The organism is Streptomyces sp. NPDC091376 (genome assembly GCF_044757085.1).
In the GTDB taxonomy this organism is placed as follows: Bacteria; Actinomycetota; Actinomycetes; order Streptomycetales; family Streptomycetaceae; genus Streptomyces; species Streptomyces pratisoli.
Genome location: NZ_JBIVUF010000002.1, coordinates 274,451 through 300,285, shown reverse-complemented (window position 1 = coordinate 300,285; position 25,835 = coordinate 274,451). Strand labels below are relative to the sequence as shown.

The window sequence follows — 25,835 nt, the reverse complement described above, 5'->3', positions numbered from 1 at the left end:
CCGGGAAACGCCTCCCAGCTTCCCTCACCCCGGCGGGAGTTGTGCGATCCGCACGCGGATCCGGCGCACGGTCGACGGCGGGCTCGACGGCCGGTCCGGCGGAACACTGCCCCGTAGCATGGCCATTCGTCCCGGTATCAAGGAGAGCAGCGCATGACCGACCAGCAGGTGGTACGCCCCGCGGCTATCGGCGGCTTCCCGGAATGGCTCCCCCAGGTGCGGATCGTCGAACAGCATTGGCTCGATCAGATCAGGGCGGGCTTCGAGAGGTACGGCTTCTGCTCCGTCGAGACCCCGTCCGTGGAGTCCCTCGACGCGCTGATGGCGAAAGGGGAGACCTCGCAGGAGGTCTACACGCTGCGCAGGCTCCAGGAGGACGCGGACGACCGGTCCGACGCCAGGCTCGGCCTGCACTTCGATCTGACGGTGCCGTTCGCGCGATATGTGGCCCAGCACTTCAACGAGTTGGTCTTCCCCTTCAAGCGCTACCAGATCCAGCGGGTCTGGCGCGGCGAGCGCGCCCAGGAAGGGCGCTTCAGGGAGTTCACGCAGTGCGACATCGACGTCATCAACGTCGACCAGGTGCCGCTGCACTTCGACGCCGAACTGCCGCGCATCGTCCACGACGTCATGACGAGCCTCGGCCTCCCGGCCTGGACCCTCAACGTCAACAACCGGAAGGTCCTGCAGGGCTTCTACCAGGGCCTCGACATCGACGATCCGCTGGAGGTGATCCGTACGGTCGACAAGATCGACAAGATCGGGGTCCCTGGCGTCGGCGAGCTGCTGTCCAAGAAGGTCGGTCTCACCGACAGGCAGATCGGTGCGTGCATGGAGCTGGCCGGGCTCCGGGGAACCGACGCGAAGGTCGTGGAGGACATCACGGCCATCGGCGTCCGCTCGGAGCTGCTCTCCGAGGGCCTGGACGAACTGGCCTTCGTCATGGACTCGCTGGGCGACCTGCCCCGCGGCAGCGTGGTGGCCGACCTGTCGATCGCCCGCGGGCTGGACTACTACACGGGCACGGTCTACGAGGGAAAGTTCACCGACTGGCCGGCCTACGGAAGCATCTGCTCCGGCGGACGGTACGAGAACCTGGCGGGCTCCTTCATCCGCCGCAGCCTGCCCGGCATCGGTCTGTCGATCGGACTGACGCGCATCTTCGCCAAGCTGCTGGCGGAAGGACTGCTCGAGACGGGGCCCTCGTCCCCGAGCGACGTGCTGGTCGTGGTGCCGAACGACGAGCAGCGCGGTGCCGCCGCGCAGGCTGCGGGCCGACTGCGTGGGCGCGGGCTCAACGTGGAGCTGTACCACCAGCCGGACAAGGTGGCGAAGCAGGTGCGGTACGCCTCGCGCAAGGGCATTCCGTTCGTGTGGTTCCCTCCGTTCGCGCAGGGCCGTCCGCACGAGGTGAAGGACCTCGCGACCGGCGAGCAGGTCGTGTCCGACGTCGAGACCTGGCGGCGCCCCTGAGGGCGGTCCCGTCGGGTGTCCGCCGCAGCGGGTGTGCGTCGGGCCCGTGCGCTCGCGTCGGCGTGCGCACGGGCCCGGGCTTCCCCCGTCCCCCCGCTATCCCCCGTCCCCCGTCGGGCCGGACTAACCGGTGATCTCGATCGACCCGTTCGCGCTCGCCGAGGGCGAGGCGGTGGCCTTGCCGCCCGACCGTGCGGTCAGGCCCTTGAGCAGCTCGGCGAGATCGACACCGGTGGTCGCGCCGAGCAGTTCCATGCCCTGGGCGACGTTGTCGGCGACCGTGCGTGGCAGTTGGCCGGCGCCGTCGGTGGAGATGACGGTCAGCTTGTCGATCGCGCCGAGCGGCTCGGCCGCCTTCCCGACGACCTGCGGCAGGACCTCGACCAGCATCTGGAGGACGGCCGCGTCGCCGTACCGCTCGAAGGCGTCGGCCTTCTTCTGCATGGCCTCGGCCTCGGCGGAGCCCTTGGCGGCGATGGCGGAGGCCTGCGCCTCACCCTCGATGCGTACGGCGTCGGCGAGCGCGGCACGGTGGGCCTTCTCGCCCTCACCCGTCAGACGGGCGCGCTGGGCGTCCGCCTCCGCCTCCTTCACCAGGGCGATACGACGGGCCTCCGCCTCCTGTTCCGCCTGGTAGCGGGCGGCGTCGGCGGGCTTGCGCACCTGGGTGTCCAGCTCTCGGTCCGTCAGCGCGGCCCGCCGCTCGGCGACCTTCTCCTGCTGGCTCAGGATCTCCTGCTGGCGGTCGGCCTCGGCGAGCGGACCGGCGGCGGCGGCCCTCGCGGCCGCCTCGTCCGTCTCCGCCTTGATCTCGGCCTGCTTGAGCGCGAACGTCCGCTGCGCGATCGCGATCTCCTCCTCGGCCTTCAGCCGCGCCTGTTCCGAGGCCCGCCGTGCGACGGCCTCGGCGATGTCCGCCTCCTGCTTGGCGCGGGCGGCCTCGGGCCGGCCGAGGTCCTCCAGGTAGGAGCCCTCGGTGGTGATGTCCTGGATCTGGAAGGCGTCGAGCACCAGGCCCTGCCCGGACAGGCTCGCCTCGGCCTCTTCCGCGACCTGTCCGGCGAACGCCGCACGGTCGCGGATGATGTCCTCGACCGACATCCGGCCGACGATCGACCGGAGCGCGCCGGAGAGCACTTCCTGGGTGAAGCCGACGATGCCGTTCTGTTGCATCAGGAAGCGCTGGGCGGCGGCCCGGATGGAGTCCTCGGTCCCGCCGACCTTGACGATCGCCACGCCCTCCAGATTCGCCTTCACACCGCGCAGGGTGACCGCTCCCCGCACGGCGACGGGGATGTGCCGGCTGGACAGGTCGAGCGTGAACTTCTGCTGGACGAAGGGGACGACGAAGACACCTCCGCCGACGACGACCTTCTGGCCGCTGTTGTCGGTGAAGACCCGGCCCGTCGCCGGATCGGTGGCCTTCTTGCCGCGGCGTCCGGTGATGATGAACGCCTCGCTGGGGCCTGCGACCTTGTAGCGGGTGATGACGACGAGGGCGAGCAGTACGGCGAGTACGACGATGCCCACCACGGCGGCGAGAACTGGGCTCATGCAAATCCCCTAGCGTGAAGAACGGTTCGGACAGAAGGCCGCAGTGGCCGGGTCGGCCGGGTCGGCCGGGCAGGGCCCAGGCCCTCGAGCCGGGTTCGGCGCCGGGTTTCGGCGCCGGGTCAGTGTTCGACGGGTCGCACCACGACGGACGTCGCCGACGGAGTCGACTCGACCCACACCTCGGCGCCGCGGGCCACCGGTGCCGAGCTTCTCGCCGCGAACTTCGTGGGCCGGCCCCCGTGGTACAGCAGCACCTCGCCGTATCCGTCGGCAGGGATGCCCGTGACCACCGTGCCCGTGCTGCCCACGAGGTCTTCGCCACGTGGCGCGTCGGCGCCACGGTCGCTCATCAGCGCCCGGCTGAACCGCCACGTCGCCCAGCCGGCCCCGGCTCCGGCCACGGCCCCGATCCCTGACGCGGCGGCCGTCCCCAGGCCCGTGGCGCCGAGCGTGAGGGCGCCGGTGAAACCGAGCATCGACACGAACCCGGCGATCACCGGAAGAGACAGCAGCCCGTCGAGACCTGCCGGCGCGTCGAAGATCCCTTCGAGCACCCCGTCGAAGATCAGCGCCAGCACCAGCAGGACGAGCCCGGCGATGCCGAGACCAAGAAACCAGCCCACTTCCCCCCGCCTCCCGTACTCGTGGACTCCCGAGGCCATCTCGATGCTGACACAGGAGGGGTGGTTCGAACATTGCCTGGTTCCGGCAATCTTTACGCGTTCTTGATGCCGCAGTCGCAACGGGGACGTGCCTCCGCCGGTCTGACACCCTGGTGAAACCTCGCGTCCGGAACTCGTCATCGGCGCATCAAGATTCAGGGGGACGCGTGACACGGCAGTCCGTTGCGGAGGAGTACCTCGTCGGCTATGCCCGGATCCTGGCCGAGGTCGCCACAACGGGCCGCCGGCCCAACCGGGATGAGCTGCAGTCCCGCCGAGCGCTCGGTGAAAAGGCCGCGGAGGCCGGATACAGCCTGCGAACCCTCGTCGGCGAACACCTCGCCGCCACCCGCGCCGCCTGGCCGAACACCGCCGCCGACACGGTCCTCGTGGCAGTGGAACAGGCCATCGACGCCTTCGCCGAAGGCTACGAACGTGCGCAGCGTCTCGCCGTACGCCAGGAAGAGGCCGCCCGGCGCGAGTTCATCGACGACCTGCTCTACGGCGGCAGCGACCTGGGCCGCCTCGCCGAGCGCGCGGAGCGCTTCGGGCTGTGGCTCTCCCACGCCCACGCCGTCGCGGTGGCCGGTGACCCGGCCTCCTACGACGAGACCGGTTCCGTCCTGCGCCGGGTGGAGCAGGCCGTCTTCACCCGCTTCGCCGACCGCCGCATACTGCTCACCACCAAGGACGGCAGGCTGGTCTGCATCGCCCCGGGCGACCAGGACGAGATCCTGGCCTTCTTCGCCAAGCACGCGCACGCCGCCACGGACGGCGGCCAGGTCGCCATCGGCCGGCCCCACCCCGGCCCCGGCGGCGTGGTCCACTCGTACGAGGAAGCTCTCAACGCCCTCGACCTGGCCGGCCGCATGAACCTGGACTCACCCGTGCTGCGCGCCGCCGACCTGCTCGTCTTCCCCGTCCTCACTCGCGACCGGACAGCGATGATCGATCTCATAGGCAGCGTCCTCGGGCCTCTCCAGCGGGCCCGCGGCGGCGCCGGTCCGCTGCTCGACACGCTGAACGTCTACTTCGACGCCGGTTGTGTCGCGGCGGAGGCGGCCCGCAGACTGAACCTCAGCGTCAGGGCGCTGACGTACCGCCTCGCGCGCATCCACAGCCTCACCGGCTCGGATCCGGCCGACCCGATGCAGCGCTACACCCTGCAGACCGCGGTCATCGGCGCCCGCTTCCTCGACTGGCCCGCTGAGGGCCCAGGCCAGGACTGACCGTCGCGGCCGCGGAGGGCGTCGCTCCCACGGGCCGTGACGCCTGGTGGAGCGCGGGTGTCCGCTCCGGGTTCAGTTCGTGGTGGATGGCCTTCGCCACGCGCTCGATCGTCCGCGTGCCGTATTCGTAGCCGACATCCGGCGACTCGCCTTCAGGGACCCTGTTGTTCTCGGTGAGGATCACCAGGCCGTAGTCGTACGAGGATCCGGTGACGGCGCTCATGCTGTGGACTTTCCAGTCCCCGCGGTCCCAGGGGTTCTTGATCCCGCTTTCGGAACGCTGAAGCCATCCGTTCTTGACCTGGACGACGGCGTCCGGCGGCGCCCCTGCCGGAGTTCCCCACCGCTGGTCGTCCTGCACATCGCGCATGAGGCGCAGGATGTAGGCGCGCTCTTCGGAATCCAGTACCGAGTCGTCGTCACCGGTGAGCAGACGAAGCAGTTTCGCCTGGTCCCTCGCGGTGATCTGAGTCAGTCCCATGACGCCCGCCCTGTTCAGACCGGTGTCGTCCATTCCCGCCTCGTCCAGGAATTCCTGGATGTGGTGGCGCCCCAGTACCTTCCACAGGGCGTACGTCGCGTCGTTGTCCGAGCTCACGATCATTTCCCTGGCGAGTTCCCGCTCGCTCCTGGTCAGGCGCGTGCCTCTGGCCAGGAGCAGAGCTCCCAGGACGATCGGCTTGACCGTGCTCGCGGAGTCGTAGTGCGCGTCGGCGCGATAGGTGCACGACGTACGGGTGGTCCGGTCGTACAGCGTGATCGAGGATCGACTCTCCCGATTCTTCAACGACTTCGCCATGCTCCGCACGAGAGACCCGGCCAGGCCGGTCTTTCCCGAGGTGCATTCGATGAGCCGACCCTTGAGCCGCTGCGTCGCCGTCTCGATTCTGCGGGCATGGTCGGGAGCGGCCTTGACGGCGACCGGGAGCACGGGGTTGACGAAGATCGCCAGGGCAACTACCCCAGAGGTCGCCGCGGAAGTCACCCTGCTGAGTGTCAACTCTCTCCCTTTCCGCTTCCGGTCCACAGGCTGTGGGCACCGCAGCACGTCCGGGTCGTTCCGATCCGTTGCCGGCCGGGTGGTCACCGACTGGAGAATTCGGTCGTTTCACCGCTTGTGGCCCGACGCTACAAGCCGGGTACGCGCCTTGCCCGCCGGGCCAGCCAATAGGTGTACCGGCCCTTTTCAAGGCGGCCGATCAGGCGAATGTCAGGCACCGGGGCCGGGGATCGCGACGCCTGGCCGGTGTCGGTCGGCCGGGTGTGGAGGGGGGTGCCGCTGTTCCGGGCATCCGGGGCATCCGGGCATCCGGGCTTCCGGGGCCTCGTGCCGAAGGCCCGGAACAGCGACGGGAGACCGGTGTCAGAGCCGGTCGAGGATGCTCCGCAACTGCTCGACCTCGGCGGACTGGGCCTTCACGACAGCGTCGGCGAGCTTCTTGGCGTCGGCATTGCGGCCGTCGGCCTGCTCGGTCCTCGCCATCTCGATGGCGCCGTTGTGGTGGTCGATCATCATCCGGGCGAACGTGCGGTCGAAGTCCGGGCCCTTGGCCGCGCCGAGGTCCTTCATGTCCTGCTCGGACATCATCCCGGCCGTGCCTGCGCCGCCGTGGTCCCCGTGCTCCGAGCCGGACGACTCGGGCTCACCCCAGGCGCCGAGCCAGGACCGCATGGTCCTGATCTCGGGGTCCTGGGCCTTCTCGACCGCTCGCGCCAGCGTCCTGATCTCCTGGTCGGACGCGCGCCCGGGGGCCAGTTCGGCCATCTCCAGAGCCTGCTGGTGGTGCGGGATCATCCCCTGCGCGAACGCGACGTCCGCGTCGTTGAACGCGCCGACGGCGGTCGGCGCGGTGGCCTTCGGGGCGGCGGCGCGGGAGTCCGTGGTCCCGTCCCCGCCGCAGCCGGCGAGCAGCAGGGCCCCGGCGGCGACGGCTGCCGTCACCACCATGCGGCGGTGCGGTGGCCGAAGGTGGGCGCGACGGGCCGGACGGGGGATACGGGGCAGATGGGCACGGCCGGACAGAGTGGCGCGCTTGAACGTGGTCATGACTGTGTACCTCGTGGTCGATTCCGAACGAGTTGAGGGAAAGGCGTCTCGGCGGGCAGTCCGAAAGGGACCGCCCGCGCAGGGAGACCGGCCTATGTCCGCAGAATCGACAGTTGTGCGAGGTCAGGGGCGCGTGGCGGTGGATCGGCGCGTACGTGGGCGACGACTGCGGAGGCGAGCCCTGCGAGCCGGTCGCGCCGGCCCGCGAACGCGGCGTGCAGCAGTGCGGCGAGGGCCCAGGCGCCGAGGACGGCCAGACACAGCGAGGCCATGTCCATGGCCATGCCGCCGGGCTCATGTCGCGGCGCGTCCGTGAGGGGACTCGTGACGGGACTCGTGACGGGACCGCCGCCGGGAATGATGACGGCGATGCCCGGGGCGTCCGCAGGGTGCCCGTGCGCCGGCACCGCACCCGTGGCGGCCGTGTGCGAAGTCGTGTGCGTGGCGGAGGACATCCCCGAGCCGGAGCCTTCGCCGGGGTGCCCGACGGTGTGCATGACGAACACGCCGAGGGCGAGCACGACGACGAGCAGGAGGCGCGTCGTCACGCCCACCGCTCGCCCGTACCGCCGCACCGTCACGTTCACCTCCGCCGCCTGCCTGCCTCCCTGCACGCATGCAGGAACGCAGGCCTCCGCCGACGATAACCGACGCCGCTCGTCGGGCTGCTGCGCGGCTCAGCCGACGTGGACGCGAGGTCGATTCGCGCGGTCCGGCTCGGCCTCGCGGAGCACCTCGCGGGTGACGGGGGCGACCTCGCCCTGCCCGAAGAGGAAGAAGCGGAGGAAGTTGGTGAACGGGTTGCCCTCGGACCATTCGAAGTAGATGTGCGGACGCCGCCCGGTGGCGTCGCGTACGTGCAGGAGGAGCGCGGCCAGGGCGTTGGGGATGGAGGAGCTCTCCAGGGTGAGGACGCGGTAGCGGCCGTGGAGCACTTCTCCGCGTACGGCCAGATGCGCCTCGAACTCCGAGGGGTCGACGACGGTGACCTCGACGAAGACGAGGTCGTCCTCGGCCGGGATGTCGTTGTCGGCGCGGATCTGGCGGATCTTGTCCCGGTACTCGGCGATGTCGCGCGGGCCGGGCTCGTTGGCGATGAAGCGTGCGGTGCGATTCGAGACGTCGCGGACGAACCGCTCGGCCATGGGGTCCAGCGTCATGCCCGTGACCCGTAGTTCGAAGGCGCGGGCGAGCCGCGATGCCAGGGAGAGCAGGATGATGCCGGCGATGAAACAGGCGCCGATCTTCACGCCGTCGGGGCGTTCGACGATGTTGAGTGCGGTGGTGTAGAGGAAGACCGCCGAGATGACGGCGAAGCCGATCGTCCAGTTGCGCTGCCCGGCGCGGTGGGCGGCGATGGTCACCGCGATCGACGCGGAGCAGATCAGCACGAGCACACCGGTGGCGTACGCGCCGCCCTGGGCGTCGACGTCGGCGTCGAAGATCCAGGTGACGAGGAACGCCACCAGGATGAAGACGATCACCATGGGGCGTACGGCGCGCGCCCAGTGCGGGGCCATGCCGTAGCGGGGGAGGTACTGGGGCATCAGGTTCAGCAGTCCTGCCATGGCGGAGGCGCCGGCGAACCAGAGGATGGCGATGGTGGCGACGTCGTAGACCGTGCCGAAGGCGCTGCCGAGGTAGTCGTGCGCCAGATAGGCGAGCGCACGTCCGTTGGCCTGGCCGCCCGGCTCGAACTCCTTCGCCGGGATGAGCAGGGTGGTGATGAAGCTGGTGGCGATCAGGAACACGCTCATGATCAGCGCGGCGGTGGTCAGCAGCTTCTTCGTGCCCCGGATACGGCCGGCGGGCTTCTCCTCGGTGTCGCCGGGCTCGCCCTCGACGTGCGGCATGACCGCCACACCGGTCTCGAAGCCGGAAAGGCCCAGCGCCAGCTTGGGGAAGACGATCAGCGCCACTCCGATCATGGCCAGAACGTTTCCGTGCTGGGTGGTCAGGGCGGTGGACCAGTCGGTGACGACATGGGACTCGGTGGCGATGTGCCACAGGCCCACCACCACGATGACCGCGTTCAGGGCCAGATAGGCCCCCACCAGCGCGACGGCGACGCCGATCGCCTCCAGGAAGCCCTTGAGGAACACCGCCCCGAGCAGGGCGATCAGCAGCAGGGTGACGAGCAGTTGCTGCCCGTGCAGAAAGCCGGGCACATGCGGGTTCTCCACCAGGTGGATGGAGGAGTCGGCGGCCGACAGGGTGATGGTGATGAGGAAGTCGGTGGCGGCGAAGCCGAGCAGGGTCAGGACGAACAGCTTGCCCTTCCAGAACGACAGCAGCCGCTCCAGCATGGCGATCGAGCCCTGGCCGTGCGGGCTTTCCTCGGCCACCCGCCGGTACACCGGCAGTGCGCCCGCCAGGGTCACGACGACCAGGACGATGGTGGCGATCGGCGACAGCAGGCCCGCCGCGAGCGCGGCGATGCCCGGCTGGTAGCCGAGCGTGGAGAAGTAGTCGACGCCGGTCAGGCACATGACCCGCCACCACCGCTGCCCCTTGTGCGCGGCCGGCGGCCCGGCGGCGGGCACTCCCTTCTGGTGCCTGGCCATGTCGGACAGGCCTTCCAGCATCCACGCACGAAAGCGGCTCGTACGAGTGGGGAGGGGCGTGGCCATCGGTGCTCCTGACCTACGACGAACGTTTTCGGCCATCGCGGAAGACGGCTCGATCAGCGTAGGCAGGGATGGCTTCGCCGACCCACGTGAGCCCACGTGGGCCGAGGGGCGGATGCCGGGCGCCCGCGAGGAGGCGTGAGACGGTGCGGAAGGGCGAGGAGGAGGGCTACGAGGCCGATGAATCGCCTCAACTCCGGGCATAGCGCCGCCTCGCGGCTGTCGGTGATCGGCGCGTGTGTGGCCGCGCCGTACGCCCGATCCCGCGATTCGGGAGGGTGTCAAGAAAGCGTTAGGGATTCCCGCGAGGGCGCACATATGGCGCAATCGCGCTCATAGGTCCACCGGTGGTTCCGATGTGACGTCCTGCCGACCGCGGATGCCCGAACATGCTGGATCATCAGTACCGGCCAGGGACGCGGGCGGAGGGGGAGCGGATGAGGGCAACGAACCGCACCGTGCGGACGCCTGGCGAGGCGGCAGCGGGTGAGGGCACGCCGCGACGGCGGGCGCCGTGGGCCTCCGCCCTGGCCAACCTCGTGCTGGGCGTGCCCGCGCTCGCCCCGTTGTACTGCGTCCAGTGGCTGCTCATCGAGTACCTGCCGATGGACTGCCGCAGTTCCGCCGACGTGCCCGTGGCGACGAACTGCGACTACCAGACGCTCGACCACGCCGGTCCGATGATGATGCTCCTGCTGCTGACCGGCGTCTTCGTCCTGGCCCTTGCGGTGCTCGTCAACCTCGCGCTGCCGCTCGCACCGGGACGCCGACTGCGCTCGTGCCTGGGCGCGGCCGGCCTGCTCCTCGTCCCGTACGCGGTCCTCTGGGCGCTCTACCTCAGCGGCGTCGGCACGCCCTGACCGACCCGCACCGAACCGAACAGCCCGCTGAGGACGTCGAAGGGAGTCGCCGCGTGAGTGATCGGCCGAAGAAGCCGTTCCTGTACGTCGTGGTGTGCGCGGCCGGTGTCGCCGGGGACGTCGGCACGCTCATCACCGCCGCGCAGGAGCGGGACTGGGACGTCGGCGTCGTCGCCACCCCGCAGGGTCTCGGCTTCCTCGACCGGACCGCCGTCGAGGAGCAGACGGGTTACCCGATCCGTTCCGCCTGGCGCAGGCCCGGCGACCCGCGGCCGCTGCCGCCGGCGGACGCCATCGCGGTGGCACCGGCCACGTTCAACACGATCAACAAGTGGGCGGCCGGCATCTCCGACACCCTCGCGCTGGGCATCCTGTGCGAGGCGTACGGCGTCGGCGTCCCCATCGCCGCGCTGCCGTGTCTGAACGCGGCGCAGGCCGCCCACCCCGCGTACCGGCGGAGCCTGGACGGGCTGCGCGAGATGGGCGTCCTGATCGGAGACCATGAGCGCGGCCTGCCCGAGGCAGCCGGCGGCGCCGGCCACTTCCGCTGGGAGCAGGCGCTCGAACTGCTGGCACCGCGCCTCCGGCCCGGTCGTCCTGCGCCGGCCGGCCCCACGGACCTCGGTTCAGCCGATGCACACACCGATCAGGCACACCTGCACCGGTGAGGACGGCTGCCCCGGCGGCGATGTCGGCAGGATGCCCAGGATCGGTGTGCCGGTGCCGGTGCCGGTGCCGGGGGCGTCGTCGGACCCCGCCGGTGCCGTCGTCTCGGGAGCCGGGGTCGTGACGGCCGCCGGGGCCTCGGCGTTGCCCGCGTGCGTTCCCTGCGCCGGCGAGGGTGTGGTGTGCTGCCCGGTGCCCGCCGGCGCCGTGGGCAGGACCGTGGCGCCGGTGTCCTGCTGACGGCTCGTCGCCGCGGCGGAGGGCGGGGTGACGCCGGTCGCGTTCTGCTGCCGGCCGGTCGTGGTCGGCGGCCGACTGCCGGGATGCCGCGCCCCCGTGGTGTCCGGCTGCTCCGTCGACGAGCCGGTGGGCACGGTCCGGGACGTCTCCGCGGTCACCGGCTCCGGCGGCGGAGCCGCGTGCGCGTGGCTGGTGGAGGGCTTGCCGGACGGCAGCGCGGCTACGGTCAGGCCGCCGCCGACGAGGGCGACGGCCGTCGCCGCCAGGGCCCGGCGCCGGTTCTTCTTCCAGCGGGCCAGCTGCCGGCGCCGAGCCGCCCGGCCCTGGCCGGTGGACGCGGTGCCATCGAGGCCGTCGCCGTCGTCCGAATCGGTGCGCGACGCCGCCGGCCCAGCCTGCTCCTCCGTGTCGTCGAATGCGCTGAGGCCGGTCGGTGCGGCGCCGGCATGACGAGTGCCGAAGTAGGGATCCGAAGCAGGGAATTCCTGCGGACGCCATGCCTGCCGCGCCGTTCCGGTGTCGGCGAACCCGCCGTGGGGGCGAGCGCCGACAGGGGCGATGTCCGGAGCGTATGCGCCGCACCCCGGACACACGAGTGCCCCGTTGAGGTTCCGGCGGCACGTGGAGCAGTAGTCCATCTGCGAATCCTTCTGGTCCGACTGCGTCGCCAGGGACGCCGACGACCTGTTTCGCGTTCGCACGCGGGATCGAGTGGGCAGTAACGCTACTGGCGGCCCCCGGCGTTGTTGCGCAGCGCTTGTGACGCTGCTGCGAAGGTTTGCCGCCGGTGGCATCCCGTGCTCCCGGACATGTCGTCACGAATGCCGGGATGAGAGACGGGACGTGAAGGTGCGGCGTCCGTGGGCCCCTCACACTTCGGTCATGACCGCGGTTCCCGGCCGTGACGCCTCAGGGCCGGGGACGTAGGTCACCCGCCCGCGGGATCGGCGTCGGTGCCCGGGCCGGGAGCGGCGTCCGGCACTGCCTGTTCGGCCCAGATGGTCTTGCCGCGGCGGCCGGGACGGATGCCCCAGCGGTCGGTGAGTTGCGCGGTGATGTAGAGGCCGCGTCCGCCCTCGTCGCTGTCCAGGGCGCGGCGCAGATGCGGGGCAGTGCTGCTGTCGTCGGTGACCTCGCAGGTCAGTGCCCGGTCGCGGACGAGTCTCAGTTCGATGGGGCCGTCGGCGTACCGTACGGCGTTGGTGACCAGTTCGCTGACGATCAGCGCGGTGGTGTCCGCCCGGTCCGTGAGGCCCCACCGGCCGAGTTGGCCGACGGTGAGTCTCCGTGCCGTGGCGACGACTTCGGGAGTGTTGGGCAGCGACCAGAAGGCGGTGTGGTCGGCGTCGAGCGCCCGGGTGCGGGCCAGGAGCAGGAAGGCGTCCTGCCGGGGGTGCGCAGCGGACACCTCGTCGAAGATCGCGTCGCAGATCTGCTGCAGTGACTCCCGGGGTGCCGCGGACCGGACGGCGTGGCGTACCCGGTCCAGCGGAAGCCGTGCACCGTCAGGGCCTGCCGGGAGCATGGCCTCGTTGTAGAGGACCAGGGAGCTGCCTTCCGGGAGTTCGCACTCGGCGACGGTGTACTGGGCGAGCCCCTCACCCAGGGGCGGGCCTTCGGGCATGTCGGCGAGTTCCACGCCGCCGCCGGGGTGCACGACGGCCGGTGCGGGGTGCCCGGCCCGGGCCATCGCACAGCGACGGGTCGCCGGATCGTAGACCGCGTACAGACAGGTGAGGGGACGGGGGGCCCGATCGTCGGGATCACCCCGGGAGCCCCGCGTCGGTCTGCTCACCAGGTCGTGCAGCCGCTCCAGAAGCTCGTCCGGCGGCAGCTCCAGGTCGGACAGCGCCGTGATCACGGCACGCAGTTCCGCCGTGGCCGCGACGGCCTCGATGCCGTGCTCGGCGGTGCCGCCCGTGGCGAGTGCGACCCGGGCTCCGGACAGCGGGATCACGTCCGCCCAGGTGCTGCCCGCCCCGGCCGGCAGGGAGTTCTGCGCGGTCTCCACGGCCGTGCACGTCTGGAGCTCCGAGGAGCGCCGGCCCCGCTGAAGGAATCCCGCCACCGAGCGTTCGCGGCTGTAGAGGCGGGCGTTGTCCAGGCACAGTGCGGTGCCGGCGGCCAGTTGCTGTGCGAGCGCCAGGTCCTGCTCGCCGAACGGGGTCGTGTTGCGCCATCGGTAGAAGCAGGCGAGCCCGAGCACCACTCCGCGGGCGCACATCGGCACCACCAGCATCGAGTGGGCACGCGCCGCGAGCAGCCGTGCGTCGCGGTCGCGCTTCGGGTCCAGCCAGGGGGCGTCGGCATCCAGGTGGCCGAGGTACGGCCGCAGACTCGACATGGCGTCCCGGAACGGGCTGCCGAGGGGGTAGGCGCTCACCTCTCCGACCTCGGGCACCCCGTGCCGGGCCTTGTCGGCGCAGGAGCGGAAACCCGCGCGCCGCAGCGTGAGGTTCCCGGGCACCGTGCCGGGAGTCGGGGCCTGGCCGTGCAGGACGGAGTCCAGCACGTCCACGGCGACCGAGTCGGCCAGCTCCGGCACGGCCACCTCGCACAGTTCCGCGGCGGTGCGGAAGACGTCCAGGCTCGTCCCGATCGAGGTTCCGGCGCGGTTCAGCAGCTTCAGCCGCCGCTCGGCCCTGGTCCGCTCGGTGATGTCGGTGAGGGCGCTGGCCAGACCGAGCACGGTGCCGTCGGTGTCCTGGATGCGGAAGCAGTGCGCGCAGACCATGCGCTCGACGGACGGGATCCGGGGGCTTCGCACGCGGAACCGCAGATCGAGCAGGGGCCTTCCGGTCTCCAGCACGCTGCGGGCCAGGCTGTCGATGTGCTCGGCGTTCTCGACGCCGAAGGCGTCCAGTACGTCCCGCAGCGGCCGGCCGAGCATCCGGTCGAGGGGAATCTCCCGGATGAACCGTGCGGCCGCGTTGACCCGTACGAGCCGCAGCTCGGTGTCCATGATGTGCAGGCCGATCGGCGACTGCGAGAAGAGCGCCGCCAGCACGGCCTCGTCCAGGCGCGGCCCTGCAGGACCCGACGAGTGCTGCGGAGTACTCACGACGTACGCCTGCTCTCCCTCACGGACGCCGGTGCCGGACATCCGTCCCGACCAGTACGAGCAAACCACCGCATCACCGTCGATCGCCACCGGCGCCGACCGTCGGAGTTACCGGCGGGACGTTCGCCGCGGTGGCACGAACGAACGAGCCCGTCCCGGCCCCCGCGGCTCCGGCTCCCGGGCCTCGGGCGCTCGCTCACGCGGGCGGCGTGATGGTCACGCCACTGATCAGAGCCGTACGACGACGAGAGCGGTGTCGTCATCAGGGCCGTCGGCGGCGGGAGGAAGGACGACGAACAGGGCGTCGGCGAGGCTGTCGGGCGCGAGGCCGCCGTGCCCGGCGGGGCTTCGGGCGAGGCGCTCCGGTCCCGCGCCGATGCCCTCGTCGCGGCGTTCGACGGGGGGTGAGCAGCAGCGCGGGTCCGGGGGACGCGCGGAAGACCGCCTCGTAGTCGACCGCGCGTCGCGGAGCCTCACCGCCGGCTTCGGGTTCGCTCACCCTTTGACGTCTACCGCGCGGCCGGACCGCACGCCGGCCCGACACTCCCACAGGACCGACGAAAGCATCGCGTCGTCCGGTACCGGCAGCCCGGCGACAGCCTGGGGCAGCGGGACGACCGGGTGTGTCACCGGGGGTATCGCGTGGCCCGCCCCACGCCCATGTGGGTGAAGCCCGCGGCCAGGAGGACGGAGGGGTCGAGCAGGTTGCGGCCGTCGAGGAGCAGCGGGTTCCGCATCCGGCGGGCGGCGGCCGGCCAGTCGACATCGGTCAGCTCGGGCCACTCGGTGACCAGGATCGCCGCATCCGCGTCGGTCATCGCCCCGAGGGGGTCCGGCACGCGGGTGGTGGAGGACCAGGGCTCCTGCCGGCCGTCGGCGTACGGCGCCATCGGGTCCCAGCAGCTGACCGCGGCGCCCTCGGCGAGAAGGCGGGAGGCGATGATCGCGCTCGGGGCCTCGCGCATGTCGTCCGTGCCCGGCTTGAAGGTCATGCCCAGCAGCGCGACCCGACGGCCTTTCAGGCCGTTGAGCTCGGTCTTGAGCCGCTGGATGGCGCGCCTCGGCTGGAGCTCGTTCACCTCGATGACGGCGTTGAGCAACTGGAAGGGGTAGCCGGAGTTGCTGGCCATGGCCCGCAGCGCGCGTGAGTCCTTCGGGAAGCACGATCCGCCGTAGCCGAGCCCCGCCTTCAGGAAGTGGGGCCCGAGGCGGTGGTCGAGGCCCACGGCGCGGGACACGTGCCCGATGTCCGCGCCGGTCGCCTCGCAGACGGTCGCGATCTCGTTGATGAAGGTGATCCTCGTGGCGAGCAGGGCGTTGGAGGCGAGTTTGACCATCTCCGCCGAGGCGACGTCCATCAGTTCGACCGGGGAGTCCACCGCCGCGTAGAGGTCCGCCACCCACCGGGCGACACCGGCGTCCGAGGCACCGATCACCACGCGGTCGGGGCGCAGGAAGTCCTCGACCGCCCTGCCCTCCGCGGTGAACTCGGGGTTCGAGGCGTATCCCACGTGGCCGAGCCCCCGCTCGTCGAGGGCGGCGCGCACGCGCGCACCCGTACCGACCGGCACGGTGCTCTTGACGACGACCGCGACGAGATGGGAGGCGTCACGGAGGGCGTCGACGACCGCCCAGACGCGCGAGAGGTCGGCGTCACCGGAGGCGGTGGGCGGGGTGTCGACGCAGACGAAGACCACCTCGGCGTCGCGTACGGCTTCGTGCACGTCCAGCGTGAACGCCAGCCGCTCCTTGTTCTGGCTGATCAGGTCGCCCAGGCCCGGTTCGAAGAAGGGCACTTCGCCGGAGTTCAGCAGCCCGATCCGCTCGGGCCGGATGTCACGTACGACGACACGGTGACCCAGCTCCGCGAAGCACGCTCCCGTGACCAGGCCGATGTAGCCCGCACCGAAGACGGCGATTCTGCGGGACGTGCCAGTCATCAATCGATTCCATTCTCTTGTTCCGGTGGACACCGTTGTCCGGGTGGGACCGCCCGCGCCGCCGGGGCGGTTCAGGCACGACGTCCCTTGTTCCTGGGGTGGTTGCGGGCGGTGCGCTCGTTGCCGAACTTGTACGAGCCCGTCCAGCGCGCCATCACCTCCTGCGCGTCGCCGGACTCCGCCTCCGCGGCGAACTGCGCGGCACGGTCGCCGCGCAGTGTCGCGGCCTTCCGGCCGCGATGGGTGATGACGATCGTGCCGTCGGCGCGGGCTTCATAGCTGAAACCGGAAGGGCTTGGCATGAGCGGACCTGCCTCGTTTCTCGGGGGTTCTTCGGTGGGCTCGCGGACCGGACGTCAGGCCGTGTCGCCTGTTCTGGCCAGTGCCCAGGAGGAGCGCACCGGCAACACGTGGGGGACGGCGCCTTCCTCGTCGGCCAGCATGTCGCGGGCGAAGAGCCGGACCAAGGGGTGCATCCGGTACGCGTAGCCGCCGGGCTGCCGGACCACGTCGGCCCAGTGGGCGGCCGCGAGGTCGGCGAGCAGTTCTTCGGCCTCCTCGTGGCCGGTCCCCAGGGCGCGGGCGGCCGTGCGGGCCTGCACCGGATGCGGGCCCAGCTCGGAATGGAATCGCAGGGCCCGGCGCGCGGAGGGCGTGAGGCGGTGGTACGCCTCCATCAGACGGTCGCGCAACGACAGGTCGGAGAAGGCCAGTTCCGCCAGCGTCCGGCCGGGGTCGGTGAGCCGGTCGGCGTGCCGGGACAGGGGCCAGTGCTCCCGTGCCGCGACCTTCGCGCCGGCGATGCGCAGGGCGAGCGGCAACCCGGCGCAGGCGTCGACGACGGCGGCCGCGGAGGCGGGTTCGGCGCCCGTGCGCAGGCGCCCCGCCAGCTTGTCGAAAAGGCTCCGGGACTCGGGCGGCGAGAGCGGCCCCAGTACCGTGCGGCTCACCCCCTCCAGCGCGTAGAGACCCGAGCGGCTGGTGATGAGCACCGCGCACCCGTCGGTGACGGGCAGCAGCGGACGCAATCGGCGTTCGTCGGCCGCGTCGTCGAGCACCAGGAGCACTCGCCTGTCCGCGGTACGGGTGCGCCAGGCGCGTACGCGCTCGTCGAGGGTGCCCGGTATCCGCGCCGCGGGAACGCCGAGCAGCCGCAGCAGTGCGGCGACCGCGTCCGCCGTGTCCAGCGGCCGCGGGCCGGAGCCGCGCAGATCGAGGTGGATCTGCCCGTCCGGGTAGGAGGATTTGACGCGGTGTGCCGTCTGGAGCGCGACGGCCGTCTTGCCGATGCCGGGCATTCCGGTCACCACGTGGACCGCCTGATCGGGGCGGCGAGGCCGGCGGGCGGTCAGCGCGGTGCCCAGCCGCATCACTTCCTGGTCCCGTCCGGTGAAGTCGGCGGGTGGGGGCGGCAGTTCGGCCGGCTTGAGAGGACGCTCCCCGTGCGGCGCCGGGGCCGTGGCCGGCACCTGACCTGCCGGAACGGACGCTCGCCCGGTCGCCGCCGCCACCACCGCGGCCGGTTCCGGCTCCCACGCCGTCGGTGCCACGGTGGGAGCCGGCTTCGCGGACGTCTTCGGCGCGGCGCCCCGCGAGGTCCGCGGGACACGCGGCGGCAGAGCCGGATCGCCGGACAGCAACGCCTGGTGCAGGCGGCGCAGTGCGGCCGATGGCTCCAGGCCCAGCTCGTCGGCGAGCGTAGCCCGGGCTGCCCGGTAGGCGGCGAGCGCGTCGGCCTGCCGTCCCGACCGGTACAGCGCCGTCATCAGCTGGCCGCGCAGTCCCTCACGCAGAGGGTCGGCGGCGATGAGCGCGATGAGTTCGGGGATGAGTGCGGCGTGCCGCCCCAGCTCCAGATCGGCGTCGATACGCCGCTCCAGGGTGACCAGGCGCTCCTCCTCCAGCCGGTCGCGCTCGACATCGGCGAGCGCGTCGCAGACTCCGCCCAGCGCCACGCCCCGCCAGACGGCGAGGGCGCGGCGCAGTTCGTCGGCGGCGGTCGCCGCACGGCCCGCGGCCAGGGCCTCGGCGCCGCGCGCCGCCCGCTCCTGGAACTCCAGCAGGTCGACGCGTACGCCCCGGTCGGGGAGTCCGAGGAGATAGCCCGGGCGGCGGCGCTCCACCTCGACGCCGGGGCCGAGCAGATGCCGCACCCGGGAGGCGTACGTGTGGAGCTGGGCCGGGCAGGTCGTGGGCGGGCGCTCGTCCCACAGCAGGGCGGTCAGTCTGGTGTCGCTCACCACCCGGCCCCGGGCGAGGAGCAGCGCGGCCAGCATCGTGCGGGGCTTGGGCCCGCCCAGCTTGACCGGAGTGCCGCCGCGGTGGGCCTCGACCGGCCCGAGGAGGTTCAGATGAAGCGTCTCCGCGGAGGTCACCGCGGTCACGGGCCCCATATGTTGCCGTTCCTCGCCTCGTGGGAGGGCTTGCCGTGCGTGCCGTCGGCCACGATCGTGCCCGGGTGTCCCGTGGGTCCTCCGTGGGCGCCGGTCGCCGCGGTGGCGAGCGCCCCGGCCGCCGTCCCGGTCCCCACCAGGACGGCGGCGAGCGTGGCGGCCGCGAACGCCGTCTTGCGCTTGGCACGGATGGAAGTCTGCATGGGTCCCCCTGGAAACATCGGCTGAGCAGAGTGATCCGGGCCCCCCGGCCGACCGCATCGGCCAGGTTTGCGCGCCTTTACCCCTTGACCGGCGCTCTGTCCCGGTGAGACCACTCTGCTCGGAGCCGGAAGCTTTGCCCAGGGGTTTCCCATGTCAGGGACCTGCAATGGCAGGACGAGGACACGCCCACCGGCCCCGGCGCAGCCAGGCGCCCCTCTCGTCAGCCCTCCAGGGCCAGCAGGTCCACGAGCAGCGTCAGCGGCATCGCGGAGAGCCTCCTGAACCGCAGGCCCCGGACCGTGCAGCGCCTCAGCACCGCGTCCGCGGCCCGTTCCGACTCGGTCAGCGTGAGGTGGGAGAGGAAGAGCACCACGTCGAGGGAAGGCGTAGCGCCCCGGGGGAGCGGTCCCGTGGGCGAGGGCGCCGGCTGGACGTAGATGTGCTCCACCCCGTCGTCCGGACGGGCCGCCTCCGAGAGCAGGGTGCGGACGTCGGTCGGGGAGAGGCGCGCGGTGGACTCCAGCCGGACGTCTACGAGATACATGACCGCCCCGCCGTGCCGCCCCCGACCGGTTCCCCGAACACCACGCCGCCCGTGTTTCCGTCATCGGCACCGGCGGTAACAACCGTGTCGCCGAGGCCGGAAACAGCGCCGTCCGGTTTCCGCCATCGCGTATCGTGTGCGCCCGCGTCCCCGACCACGGACGCGGGCTCGGGAATGATGTGCGGTGCGACCCACCGCCACCCTGGGGGAGGGGAATCATGCTTGGTCGATTGGGGATCGGCCCGGATGAAGAAGCGGTGTATCGCGTCATGCTCAAGGACGGGCCGGGGGCGGTTTCCGGCCTTGCCGAGGCTTTGGGGTGGACCGAGGAGCGTGCGCGTTCGGCCCTGGACCGGCTGGCCGCACTGTCGCTCGTACGGCCTTCGGCGGACGGCGGCCCGGACCGTCCCGTCGACCCCGAGCTGGGCCTGACGTCGCTGCTCGCCAGCCAGGAGACCGAACTCCTGGAGCGCGAGAGACAGATCAGGGCGAGCCGGGTCGCGGTGGCGGGGATGCTCGCCGACATCCGCGCCACCGGCGGGCATGACGTCACCGAGGTGCAGAAGCTGCGGTCCATGGACCAGATCCAGTCGAAGATCGAGCATCTGGCCGAAACCTGTACCACTGAGATAGCGGCGTTCGTCCCGGGCGGAGGCCAGAGCGAGGAACATCTGGAGGCCGCCCGGCCGCTGGACACCTCGACCAGCGACCGAGGCGTACGCCTTCGGTACATCTTCCTCGACAGTTGTCGTAACTCTCCTGCGACCAGGGAGTACGTGGCCTGGCTGGGGGAGCGCGGTGGTCTGGTGCGCACCGTGCCCCGGCTGCCGCTGCGGATGCTCATCTACGACCGCAGCAGGGCGATCGTGCCGATGGACCCGGCCGCGGCCGACATGGGGGCGCTGGTGCTGGACGGCACCGGCGCGCTGACCGCACTGCTCGCCCTCTTCGATCTGACCTGGCAGCAGGCGCAGCCGCTGGGTGAGAGCGCGGCCGAGGCCGCGGCCGACAGCGGCAACGACCTGACCCCGCCGGAGCGGGCCGTGCTCGATCTGCTCACGGAGGGGATGACGGACGAGGCGATCGCCCGCCAACTGGGCGTTTCCGTCCGGACGATCCGGCGCGTCACCGCCGATCTGTCGCAACGCCTGGGAGCGCGCAGCCGGTTCGAGGCGGGGGTGCTCGCCACCAGCAAGGGCTGGGTGAACCTCTGACCGCTGCCGTTCCACGACCGCCGACGCCCGACGCACCACGCCTGCCCCCGATCCGGTTGAACCTCGGGCCGAACGGTGCCAGCAGGTTCTACATTTCCTCTGCACCGGCGAGCTGCAGGCCCTGAAGCCCGGTGTCCAGCCGGGTACGGAACCAGTCGATCGTCTCGGTCAGACCGCGTTCCGTCGTGAACCGCGCCGTCCAGCCGAGCTCTTCGCGCGCCTTCGCGGTGTCGGGCCGGCGCAGCGACGGATCGTCCGTGGGGCGTGGCACGTGCACGATGTCGGAGGTGGATCCGGTGAGTTCCCGGATCCACTCGGCGAGCCTGAGGACCGATATCTCCTCCTGGTTCCCGAGGTTGACCGGTCCCGCCACCTCCGACTCCGCCATCCGCACGATGCCGTCGACCAGGTCGGGCACGTAGCACAGTGAGCGCGTCTGTGAGCCGTCGCCGGCCACCGTGATCGGCTGCTGATCGAGTGCCTGCCGGATGAAGGTGGGCACGGCGCGGCCGTCGTGGGCGCGCATCCTCGGCCCGTACGTGTTGAAGATCCGGACGATGCCCGTGTCGACGCCGTGCGTGCGGCGGTACGCCATCGTGATCGCCTCGGCGTATCGCTTGGCCTCGTCGTACACCGAACGCGGCCCGACCGGGTTGACGTTGCCCCAGTAGGTCTCCGGCTGGGGGTGCACCAGCGGGTCGCCGTACGTCTCCGAGGTGGAGGCGAGGACGAACCGGGCGCCCTTCTCGCGGGCCAGGTCGAGCAGATGCCGGGTGCCTTCCGAGCCCACCCGCAGGGTCTCCAGGGGCAGTTCGAGGTAGTCGGCCGGCGAGGCCGGTGAGGCCAGGTTCAGCACGGCGTCGACCTGGCCCTCGATCGCCGGTGGTCCCGCCGTGACATCGGCCTCGACCAGCCGGAAGGCGTCGCCGACGAGATGAGCCACGTTCTCGGGGGACCCGGTGACGAAATTGTCGACGCAGAAGACCTGCCAGCCGTCCGCGAGCAGCCGTTCGCACAGATGTGAGCCCAGGAACCCCGCACCACCGGCCACCACCGCTGTTCTCGTCATCGTTGTTTTCCTCTCTGGATTTGCACGGCATATCCGTGGCGGAGCTCCATGAGTCCCCCGCTTCTTTTGGGATTTGACAGCAACAGGCCAACTCCTGCAAGCGTGTGTATTTCATGGCGGGGCGGTCCATGAGTTCCTCATACGGCAGGTGAGATCTTCATGTCCGGTGGGCGCATGGCTTCCTCATGCGCAATCGATGAGGCCGGCACTACCGGACCGCGAGGGCGTTCACAAGAATCGAGGAGTCAACAGCGGAGAGTCGGTCCGGTGCAGAGTCGCAGCGATACCGGGGATTCCGCAGCTCCTATTCGAGGGGAAGTTCACCGTGTCCGAGAACACCATCACCGCCGCGAATGTCGAAGAGCTGATCGCGAAGAACATCACGGAACGGTTCGCCGACGACCACGAGGTGCTCGGGCTCTCCCAGCACTTCCGCCGCGAGGGCTACGTCAAGCTCCCCGGCCTGGTCTCGCCGGAGGTCTTCGCCGCGGTCGCCGAGGAGACCCACCAGTTGATCGACACCCACCAGAAGCGCATCGACATCCGTCTCAAGGAGACCGGCGACTCCCCGCGCTACATGTCCACGGTCGGCCAGAAGGCGATCGCCACGGACGGCTCGCTGATCCCGGCCGTCTACGAGTCCCCCGCGCTCAAGGCCTTCCTGTCCCGCCTGGCCAAGGAGGAGGTCATGGGCTGCCCGTGGGACGAGGAGAAGTACATCGTCACCCGCCAGCACCAGAAGGGTGACACCCACGGCTGGCACTGGGGCGACTTCAGCTTCACCGTCATCTGGCTGATCGAGGCCCCGTCGCTGGAGTACGGCGGCATGCTGCAGTGCATCCCGCACACCGACTGGGACAAGGACGCCCCGCGCGTCGAGGAATACCTGCAGAAGCACCCGATCCGCAGCTACGGCCACGCCAAGGGCGACCTGTACTTCCTGCGTTCGGACACCACGCTGCACCGCACCGTCCCGCTGAACGCCGACAAGACCCGCATCATCCTCAACACCTGCTGGGCCAGCCGCGCGGACCAGGAGAAGGCCGCCACGCACGAGACGATGAATGCGATGTTCGACTGACCCGGACCGGGTTGCGGACAGAAAGGCGACGGACGATGGCCAGGATGCCTGCCACGCTTTCGATCACCGCGATGGTGCCCTGTTTCAACGAGGAGGAATGCATAGAGCAGGCATACCTGCGCATCAAGGAGGAGGTGTACCAGTACGAGGATTCCGAAATCCTTTTCGTCGACGACGGCAGCACGGACGGAACCCTCGGAATCATCAAGCGGATCGCCCGCGAGGATCCGCGCGTCAGCTACATCTCGTTCGCCCGCAATTTCGGACTCGAATCGGCCTTCACCGCCGGGTTCTCGTACGCGTCGAAGGAGTGGACCGTACAACTCGACGCCGATCTGCAGTCCCCGCCCCCTGAACTCCACAAGCTGGCCCGGCGGGCCGTGGAAGGGGACTACGACGCGGTGTTCGCGGTCCGGACCAGCCGGCAGGACCCCTGGTACCGCCGGCTGGGCACGGTCGCCCACCAGGCCATCGCCACCCGGATCCTCGGCATCGAACTGCCCGTCCACGCCTCGGTGTTCCGGGTGGTGCGCACCTCGGTGGCCCGCAAGGTCGCCGCATGCAAGGTCAGCACCCCCTACTTCATCGCCACCCTGCCGCTGATCGGCGCGCGCTACACCACGGTGGAGACGGCGCACTCGCCGCGCACGGCGGGACGGGCCAAATGGTCGCTGGGGAAGCTGTTCCGGCACGCCGCCGATCTCTTCGTGGGCTTCTCCTACCGGCCGCTCGCCCTCATCTACCTCGCGGCGCTGGGGGCCGTGGCGGCGGCCGTGACGCTGACGGCGGCGGGCAGCGGTGTCCGGCCGCTGGCCCTGGCCTCCGTCGTGCTGCACACAGCAGGACTGGGCTCGATCGCCCTGCTCGCCCGCTACATGGTGCGGATCATGCGGGGCAGCGCCGGCCTGCCCCGCTACCAGATCCGCGAGGCCAACGTGCCCGTCCGGCCGCAGGACGACCTCTACGCCTACCGAAACGAGTCCACCGGCCGGGCGGCACCCGCGCCGCTGCTCCAGACAGGGAACCTGCCATGACAAAGCCTCACATCCTCGTGCTGGGCGGAGGCGAGGACCAACTGCCCGCCTACCACGAGGCGCGCCGCCTCGGGTACGGAGTCGTCGGTGTCGACCAGCGCCAGGACGCCCTCGGCGCCTCCGCCGCCGACCTGTTCCTGTGCATGACCACCCGGGCCCCGGAGCGGATCGCCGCCATGGTCGGCCACCTCGACATCGCCGCGGTGATCTCACCGGCGAGCGACGCGGCCCAGGAGTCGGTGGCCGAGCTGAGCCGGCTGCTGGAGACCCCGCACCAGCCGGCCCCCGACGCGGTCCGGGCCTCGGTCGACAAGGGGTACTTCCACGAGGTGCTGGAGCGGCTCGGGCTGCCCACGTACGCCTACATCCAGTCCGCCGACCCGGTGGAGCTGCGGCTCGCCGCGGCGGCGCTGCCACTGCCCGTCGTCGTGAAGCCGAGCGACTCCTCCGGCAGCAAGGGCGTCCAGGTCGTCGCCGACCAGGCCGCGCTGTCGGGGGCCGTCGCCGAGGCCCGTAAGTACTCCTTCTCGGGCGAGGTGATCGTCGAGGAGATGCTGCTCGGCCGGCATCTCTCCGCCGAGGCGTTCCTGCGCGACGGCAAGCTGGGGACCATCGCGGTCACCGAGCGCAGCACCACCGGGGCGCCCCACATGATCACGACCGGCCACATGGTCCCTGCCGAGCTGGCGCCGGCCACCGAGATCGCCCTGCGCTCCATGGTCATGGACATCTGCGGCGCGCTCGGACACACGGACGGCCCGGTCAACTTCGACTTCGTGGTGGACCGCACCGAGGAGATCCGCTTCATCGAGATGGGCGCCCGGCTCGGCGGCAACGGAATGCCGCTGCTCGTTGGGCACGCCTACGGCATCAACACCTACGAGGCCGCGCTCCGCCTCGCCCTCGGGCTCCCCTTCGACCTGCAGGCCCGCCACGACAAGAAGACGGCGCTGCAGATCCTGACCACGGACACCGACGGCATCCTCCGCGCCGTCGAGGGCGCCGACGAGGTCCGCGCCCTGCCGCAGACCGCCGAGCTGAAGCTCTTCGCGGGCCCCGGCAACCGGGTGCGGCGCTACACCCAGGCGGGTCACAAGCTCGGCTACCTGCTGCTGGTCGCCGACAGCTACGGCGAGCTCCGGGAGGCGCAGGCCAGGGCGAGGTCCCTGCTCCGCTTCGACGTGGAGCCCGACGCTCCACGCAACCCCGCACCGCCGGCGGCCGCGACCGCGACCCCCGTTCGAACCCGACTGCTTACGGAGAAGCGTTGACCACGCTCCGGCGCCATGCGCCCTTCCTCATACTGACCGCGCTCAGCCTCGCCTTCGCCGGCGTCGTGTGGTTCGCGATGCCGCACGACCGCGAGGTCAAGAGCCTCGCCGTCATGCTCTTCAAGCTGGTGCCCTTCGTCCTCGCCACCGAGGCGATCGCCCAGCTCGACCCGGAGTGGGCCAAGAAGCTGAGACTGCACCTCTTCGTGCCGCTGTGCTTCCTGCTCTACTTCACCTACTTCGTACCGAAGATCTTCTTCTACGCGGAGAACCACCCCGAGCTGTACTACTACGTCCTGACGCTGACGCCGTTCCTGATCCTGACCTTCGCCTTCTGCTTCCGGCTCGGCGGCGGTGCGGCCCACCTGGTGCGCCGGCTCGCCTACGCGATGCTCCTGCTCATGCTCTCGGGCCTGGAGGACCTCGCGTACCTCACGGTCAACGACCACACCGACCCGCAGTGGCAGACCATCCCCGAGGTGTGGACCTGGGCCTCCCACATGACGGTCCGGCTCGGTCACCCGGCCAGCAAGTACGAGGCGTTCGCGCTGATCATCACGCACGTCGTGCTCGCCCTCTTCGTGCTGCTCGCCCCGACCCGCTGGTTCAGCGCGCTGGGCCGGTTCGTCCCGCGCCGCTCCGCCGTGTCCCGCACCGCCGCCTGAC

General features: G+C 71.0%; 24 protein-coding genes. 9 read left to right on the top strand and 15 right to left on the bottom strand.

From position 1 onward, the window contains the following. Positions 1–153: 153 nt before the first annotated feature. A complete protein-coding gene (gene hisS / locus ACIQMR_RS05645; RefSeq protein WP_401383249.1) occupies positions 154–1,473 on the top strand; it encodes a histidine--tRNA ligase in 1,320 nt (439 codons plus the stop codon). Positions 1,474–1,596: 123 nt separating this feature from the next. Here the strand turns inward: hisS and ACIQMR_RS05640 are convergent, their stop codons facing one another. Next, positions 1,597–3,027: a flotillin family protein gene (locus ACIQMR_RS05640; RefSeq protein WP_401383247.1), complete on the bottom strand. Its 1,431-nt coding sequence runs from the start codon at positions 3,025–3,027 to the stop codon at positions 1,597–1,599. A 119-nt stretch (positions 3,028–3,146) separates the two neighbouring features. Further along, entirely contained in the window at positions 3,147–3,650 is a 504-nt protein-coding gene (locus ACIQMR_RS05635; protein ID WP_401383245.1) for a hypothetical protein, read from the bottom strand. A gap of 206 nt (positions 3,651–3,856) precedes the next feature. Between ACIQMR_RS05635 and ACIQMR_RS05630 the strand changes: the two genes are divergently transcribed. After that, positions 3,857–4,918, top strand: coding sequence for a PucR family transcriptional regulator (locus tag ACIQMR_RS05630; protein ID WP_401383242.1), 1,062 nt, complete (start codon positions 3,857–3,859; stop codon positions 4,916–4,918). Here the strand turns inward: ACIQMR_RS05630 and ACIQMR_RS05625 are convergent. The 4 genes from ACIQMR_RS05625 to ACIQMR_RS05610 all read right to left on the bottom strand — a co-directional run bounded on the left by ACIQMR_RS05625 (position 4,866) and on the right by ACIQMR_RS05610 (position 9,595). After that, positions 4,866–5,903, bottom strand: a complete 1,038-nt coding sequence (locus ACIQMR_RS05625; protein WP_401383239.1) for a serine hydrolase — start codon at positions 5,901–5,903, stop codon at positions 4,866–4,868. The genes ACIQMR_RS05630 and ACIQMR_RS05625 overlap by 53 nt on opposite strands. Positions 5,904–6,281: 378 nt before the next feature. Further along, positions 6,282–6,965 (bottom strand): DUF305 domain-containing protein, encoded by a 684-nt coding sequence (locus ACIQMR_RS05620; protein WP_401383237.1) that lies wholly within the window; start codon positions 6,963–6,965, stop codon positions 6,282–6,284. Between the two features lie 92 nt (positions 6,966–7,057). Continuing rightward, entirely contained in the window at positions 7,058–7,513 is a 456-nt protein-coding gene (locus tag ACIQMR_RS05615) for a hypothetical protein (protein WP_401383234.1), read from the bottom strand. 129 nt (positions 7,514–7,642) lie between these two features. After that, a complete protein-coding gene (locus ACIQMR_RS05610; protein ID WP_401383233.1) occupies positions 7,643–9,595 on the bottom strand; it encodes an amino acid transporter in 1,953 nt (650 codons plus the stop codon). Positions 9,596–10,029: 434 nt separating this feature from the next. Here ACIQMR_RS05610 and ACIQMR_RS05605 point away from each other — a divergent pair, with 434 nt between their 5' ends. Continuing rightward, positions 10,030–10,452, top strand: a complete 423-nt coding sequence (locus ACIQMR_RS05605) for a hypothetical protein (protein ID WP_401383230.1) — start codon at positions 10,030–10,032, stop codon at positions 10,450–10,452. Between the two features lie 53 nt (positions 10,453–10,505). Further along, entirely contained in the window at positions 10,506–11,120 is a 615-nt protein-coding gene (locus ACIQMR_RS05600) for a flavoprotein (protein WP_401383227.1), read from the top strand. Here ACIQMR_RS05600 and ACIQMR_RS05595 read toward each other — a convergent pair. The 8 genes from ACIQMR_RS05595 to ACIQMR_RS05560 form a co-directional block, all read right to left on the bottom strand. Beyond that, the gene (locus tag ACIQMR_RS05595; protein WP_401383224.1) at positions 11,079–11,996 is read right to left on the bottom strand and encodes a hypothetical protein; all 918 of its coding nucleotides are present in this window, start codon (positions 11,994–11,996) and stop codon (positions 11,079–11,081) included. The two genes, ACIQMR_RS05600 and ACIQMR_RS05595, sit on opposite strands and share 42 nt — an antisense overlap. Before the next feature lie 290 nt (positions 11,997–12,286). Further along, positions 12,287–14,419, bottom strand: coding sequence for a SpoIIE family protein phosphatase (locus tag ACIQMR_RS05590; protein ID WP_401383222.1), 2,133 nt, complete (start codon positions 14,417–14,419; stop codon positions 12,287–12,289). 228 nt (positions 14,420–14,647) lie between these two features. Next, positions 14,648–14,896: a hypothetical protein gene (locus ACIQMR_RS05585; RefSeq protein WP_401383220.1), complete on the bottom strand. Its 249-nt coding sequence runs from the start codon at positions 14,894–14,896 to the stop codon at positions 14,648–14,650. A 149-nt stretch (positions 14,897–15,045) separates the two neighbouring features. Continuing rightward, positions 15,046–16,359 carry a UDP-glucose dehydrogenase family protein gene (locus ACIQMR_RS05580; protein ID WP_401383217.1) on the bottom strand — a complete coding sequence of 438 codons (1,314 nt, stop codon included), beginning with the start codon at positions 16,357–16,359 and terminating at the stop codon, positions 15,046–15,048. A 71-nt stretch (positions 16,360–16,430) separates the two neighbouring features. Next, on the bottom strand, positions 16,431–16,661 hold the full coding sequence (locus ACIQMR_RS05575) for a hypothetical protein (RefSeq protein WP_401383214.1): 231 nt from the start codon (positions 16,659–16,661) through the stop codon (positions 16,431–16,433). A gap of 54 nt (positions 16,662–16,715) precedes the next feature. Then, entirely contained in the window at positions 16,716–18,752 is a 2,037-nt protein-coding gene (locus tag ACIQMR_RS05570; RefSeq protein ID WP_401383212.1) for a BTAD domain-containing putative transcriptional regulator, read from the bottom strand. Further along, positions 18,740–18,955: a hypothetical protein gene (locus ACIQMR_RS05565; protein WP_401383210.1), complete on the bottom strand. Its 216-nt coding sequence runs from the start codon at positions 18,953–18,955 to the stop codon at positions 18,740–18,742. Before ACIQMR_RS05565 ends, ACIQMR_RS05570 begins: the two co-directional genes overlap by 13 nt. A gap of 221 nt (positions 18,956–19,176) precedes the next feature. Beyond that, the gene (locus ACIQMR_RS05560) at positions 19,177–19,500 is read right to left on the bottom strand and encodes a hypothetical protein (RefSeq protein WP_401383207.1); all 324 of its coding nucleotides are present in this window, start codon (positions 19,498–19,500) and stop codon (positions 19,177–19,179) included. Between the two features lie 218 nt (positions 19,501–19,718). Here ACIQMR_RS05560 and ACIQMR_RS05555 point away from each other — a divergent pair, with 218 nt between their 5' ends. Further along, the gene (locus ACIQMR_RS05555; RefSeq protein ID WP_401383204.1) at positions 19,719–20,714 is read left to right on the top strand and encodes a LuxR C-terminal-related transcriptional regulator; all 996 of its coding nucleotides are present in this window, start codon (positions 19,719–19,721) and stop codon (positions 20,712–20,714) included. Positions 20,715–20,802: 88 nt separating this feature from the next. On the opposite strand, the gene ACIQMR_RS05550 is transcribed toward ACIQMR_RS05555, so the two are convergent. Next, positions 20,803–21,783, bottom strand: coding sequence for a UDP-glucuronic acid decarboxylase family protein (locus ACIQMR_RS05550; protein WP_401383202.1), 981 nt, complete (start codon positions 21,781–21,783; stop codon positions 20,803–20,805). A gap of 325 nt (positions 21,784–22,108) precedes the next feature. On the opposite strand from ACIQMR_RS05550, the gene ACIQMR_RS05545 reads away from it, so the two are divergent. From ACIQMR_RS05545 to ACIQMR_RS05530, 4 genes are read left to right on the top strand one after another with little or no spacing between them, the layout of a single operon-like run. Next, complete coding sequence (locus tag ACIQMR_RS05545) at positions 22,109–22,864, top strand: ArpA protein (RefSeq protein ID WP_401383200.1); 756 nt, start codon at positions 22,109–22,111, stop codon at positions 22,862–22,864. A gap of 44 nt (positions 22,865–22,908) precedes the next feature. Beyond that, positions 22,909–23,898, top strand: coding sequence for a glycosyltransferase family 2 protein (locus tag ACIQMR_RS05540; protein WP_401383198.1), 990 nt, complete (start codon positions 22,909–22,911; stop codon positions 23,896–23,898). Next, positions 23,895–25,169, top strand: coding sequence for an ATP-grasp domain-containing protein (locus ACIQMR_RS05535; protein ID WP_401383195.1), 1,275 nt, complete (start codon positions 23,895–23,897; stop codon positions 25,167–25,169). Before ACIQMR_RS05540 ends, ACIQMR_RS05535 begins: the two co-directional genes overlap by 4 nt. After that, positions 25,166–25,834, top strand: a complete 669-nt coding sequence (locus ACIQMR_RS05530; protein WP_401383192.1) for a hypothetical protein — start codon at positions 25,166–25,168, stop codon at positions 25,832–25,834. The genes ACIQMR_RS05535 and ACIQMR_RS05530 overlap by 4 nt, the downstream gene beginning before the upstream one ends. Position 25,835 lies beyond the last annotated feature (1 nt).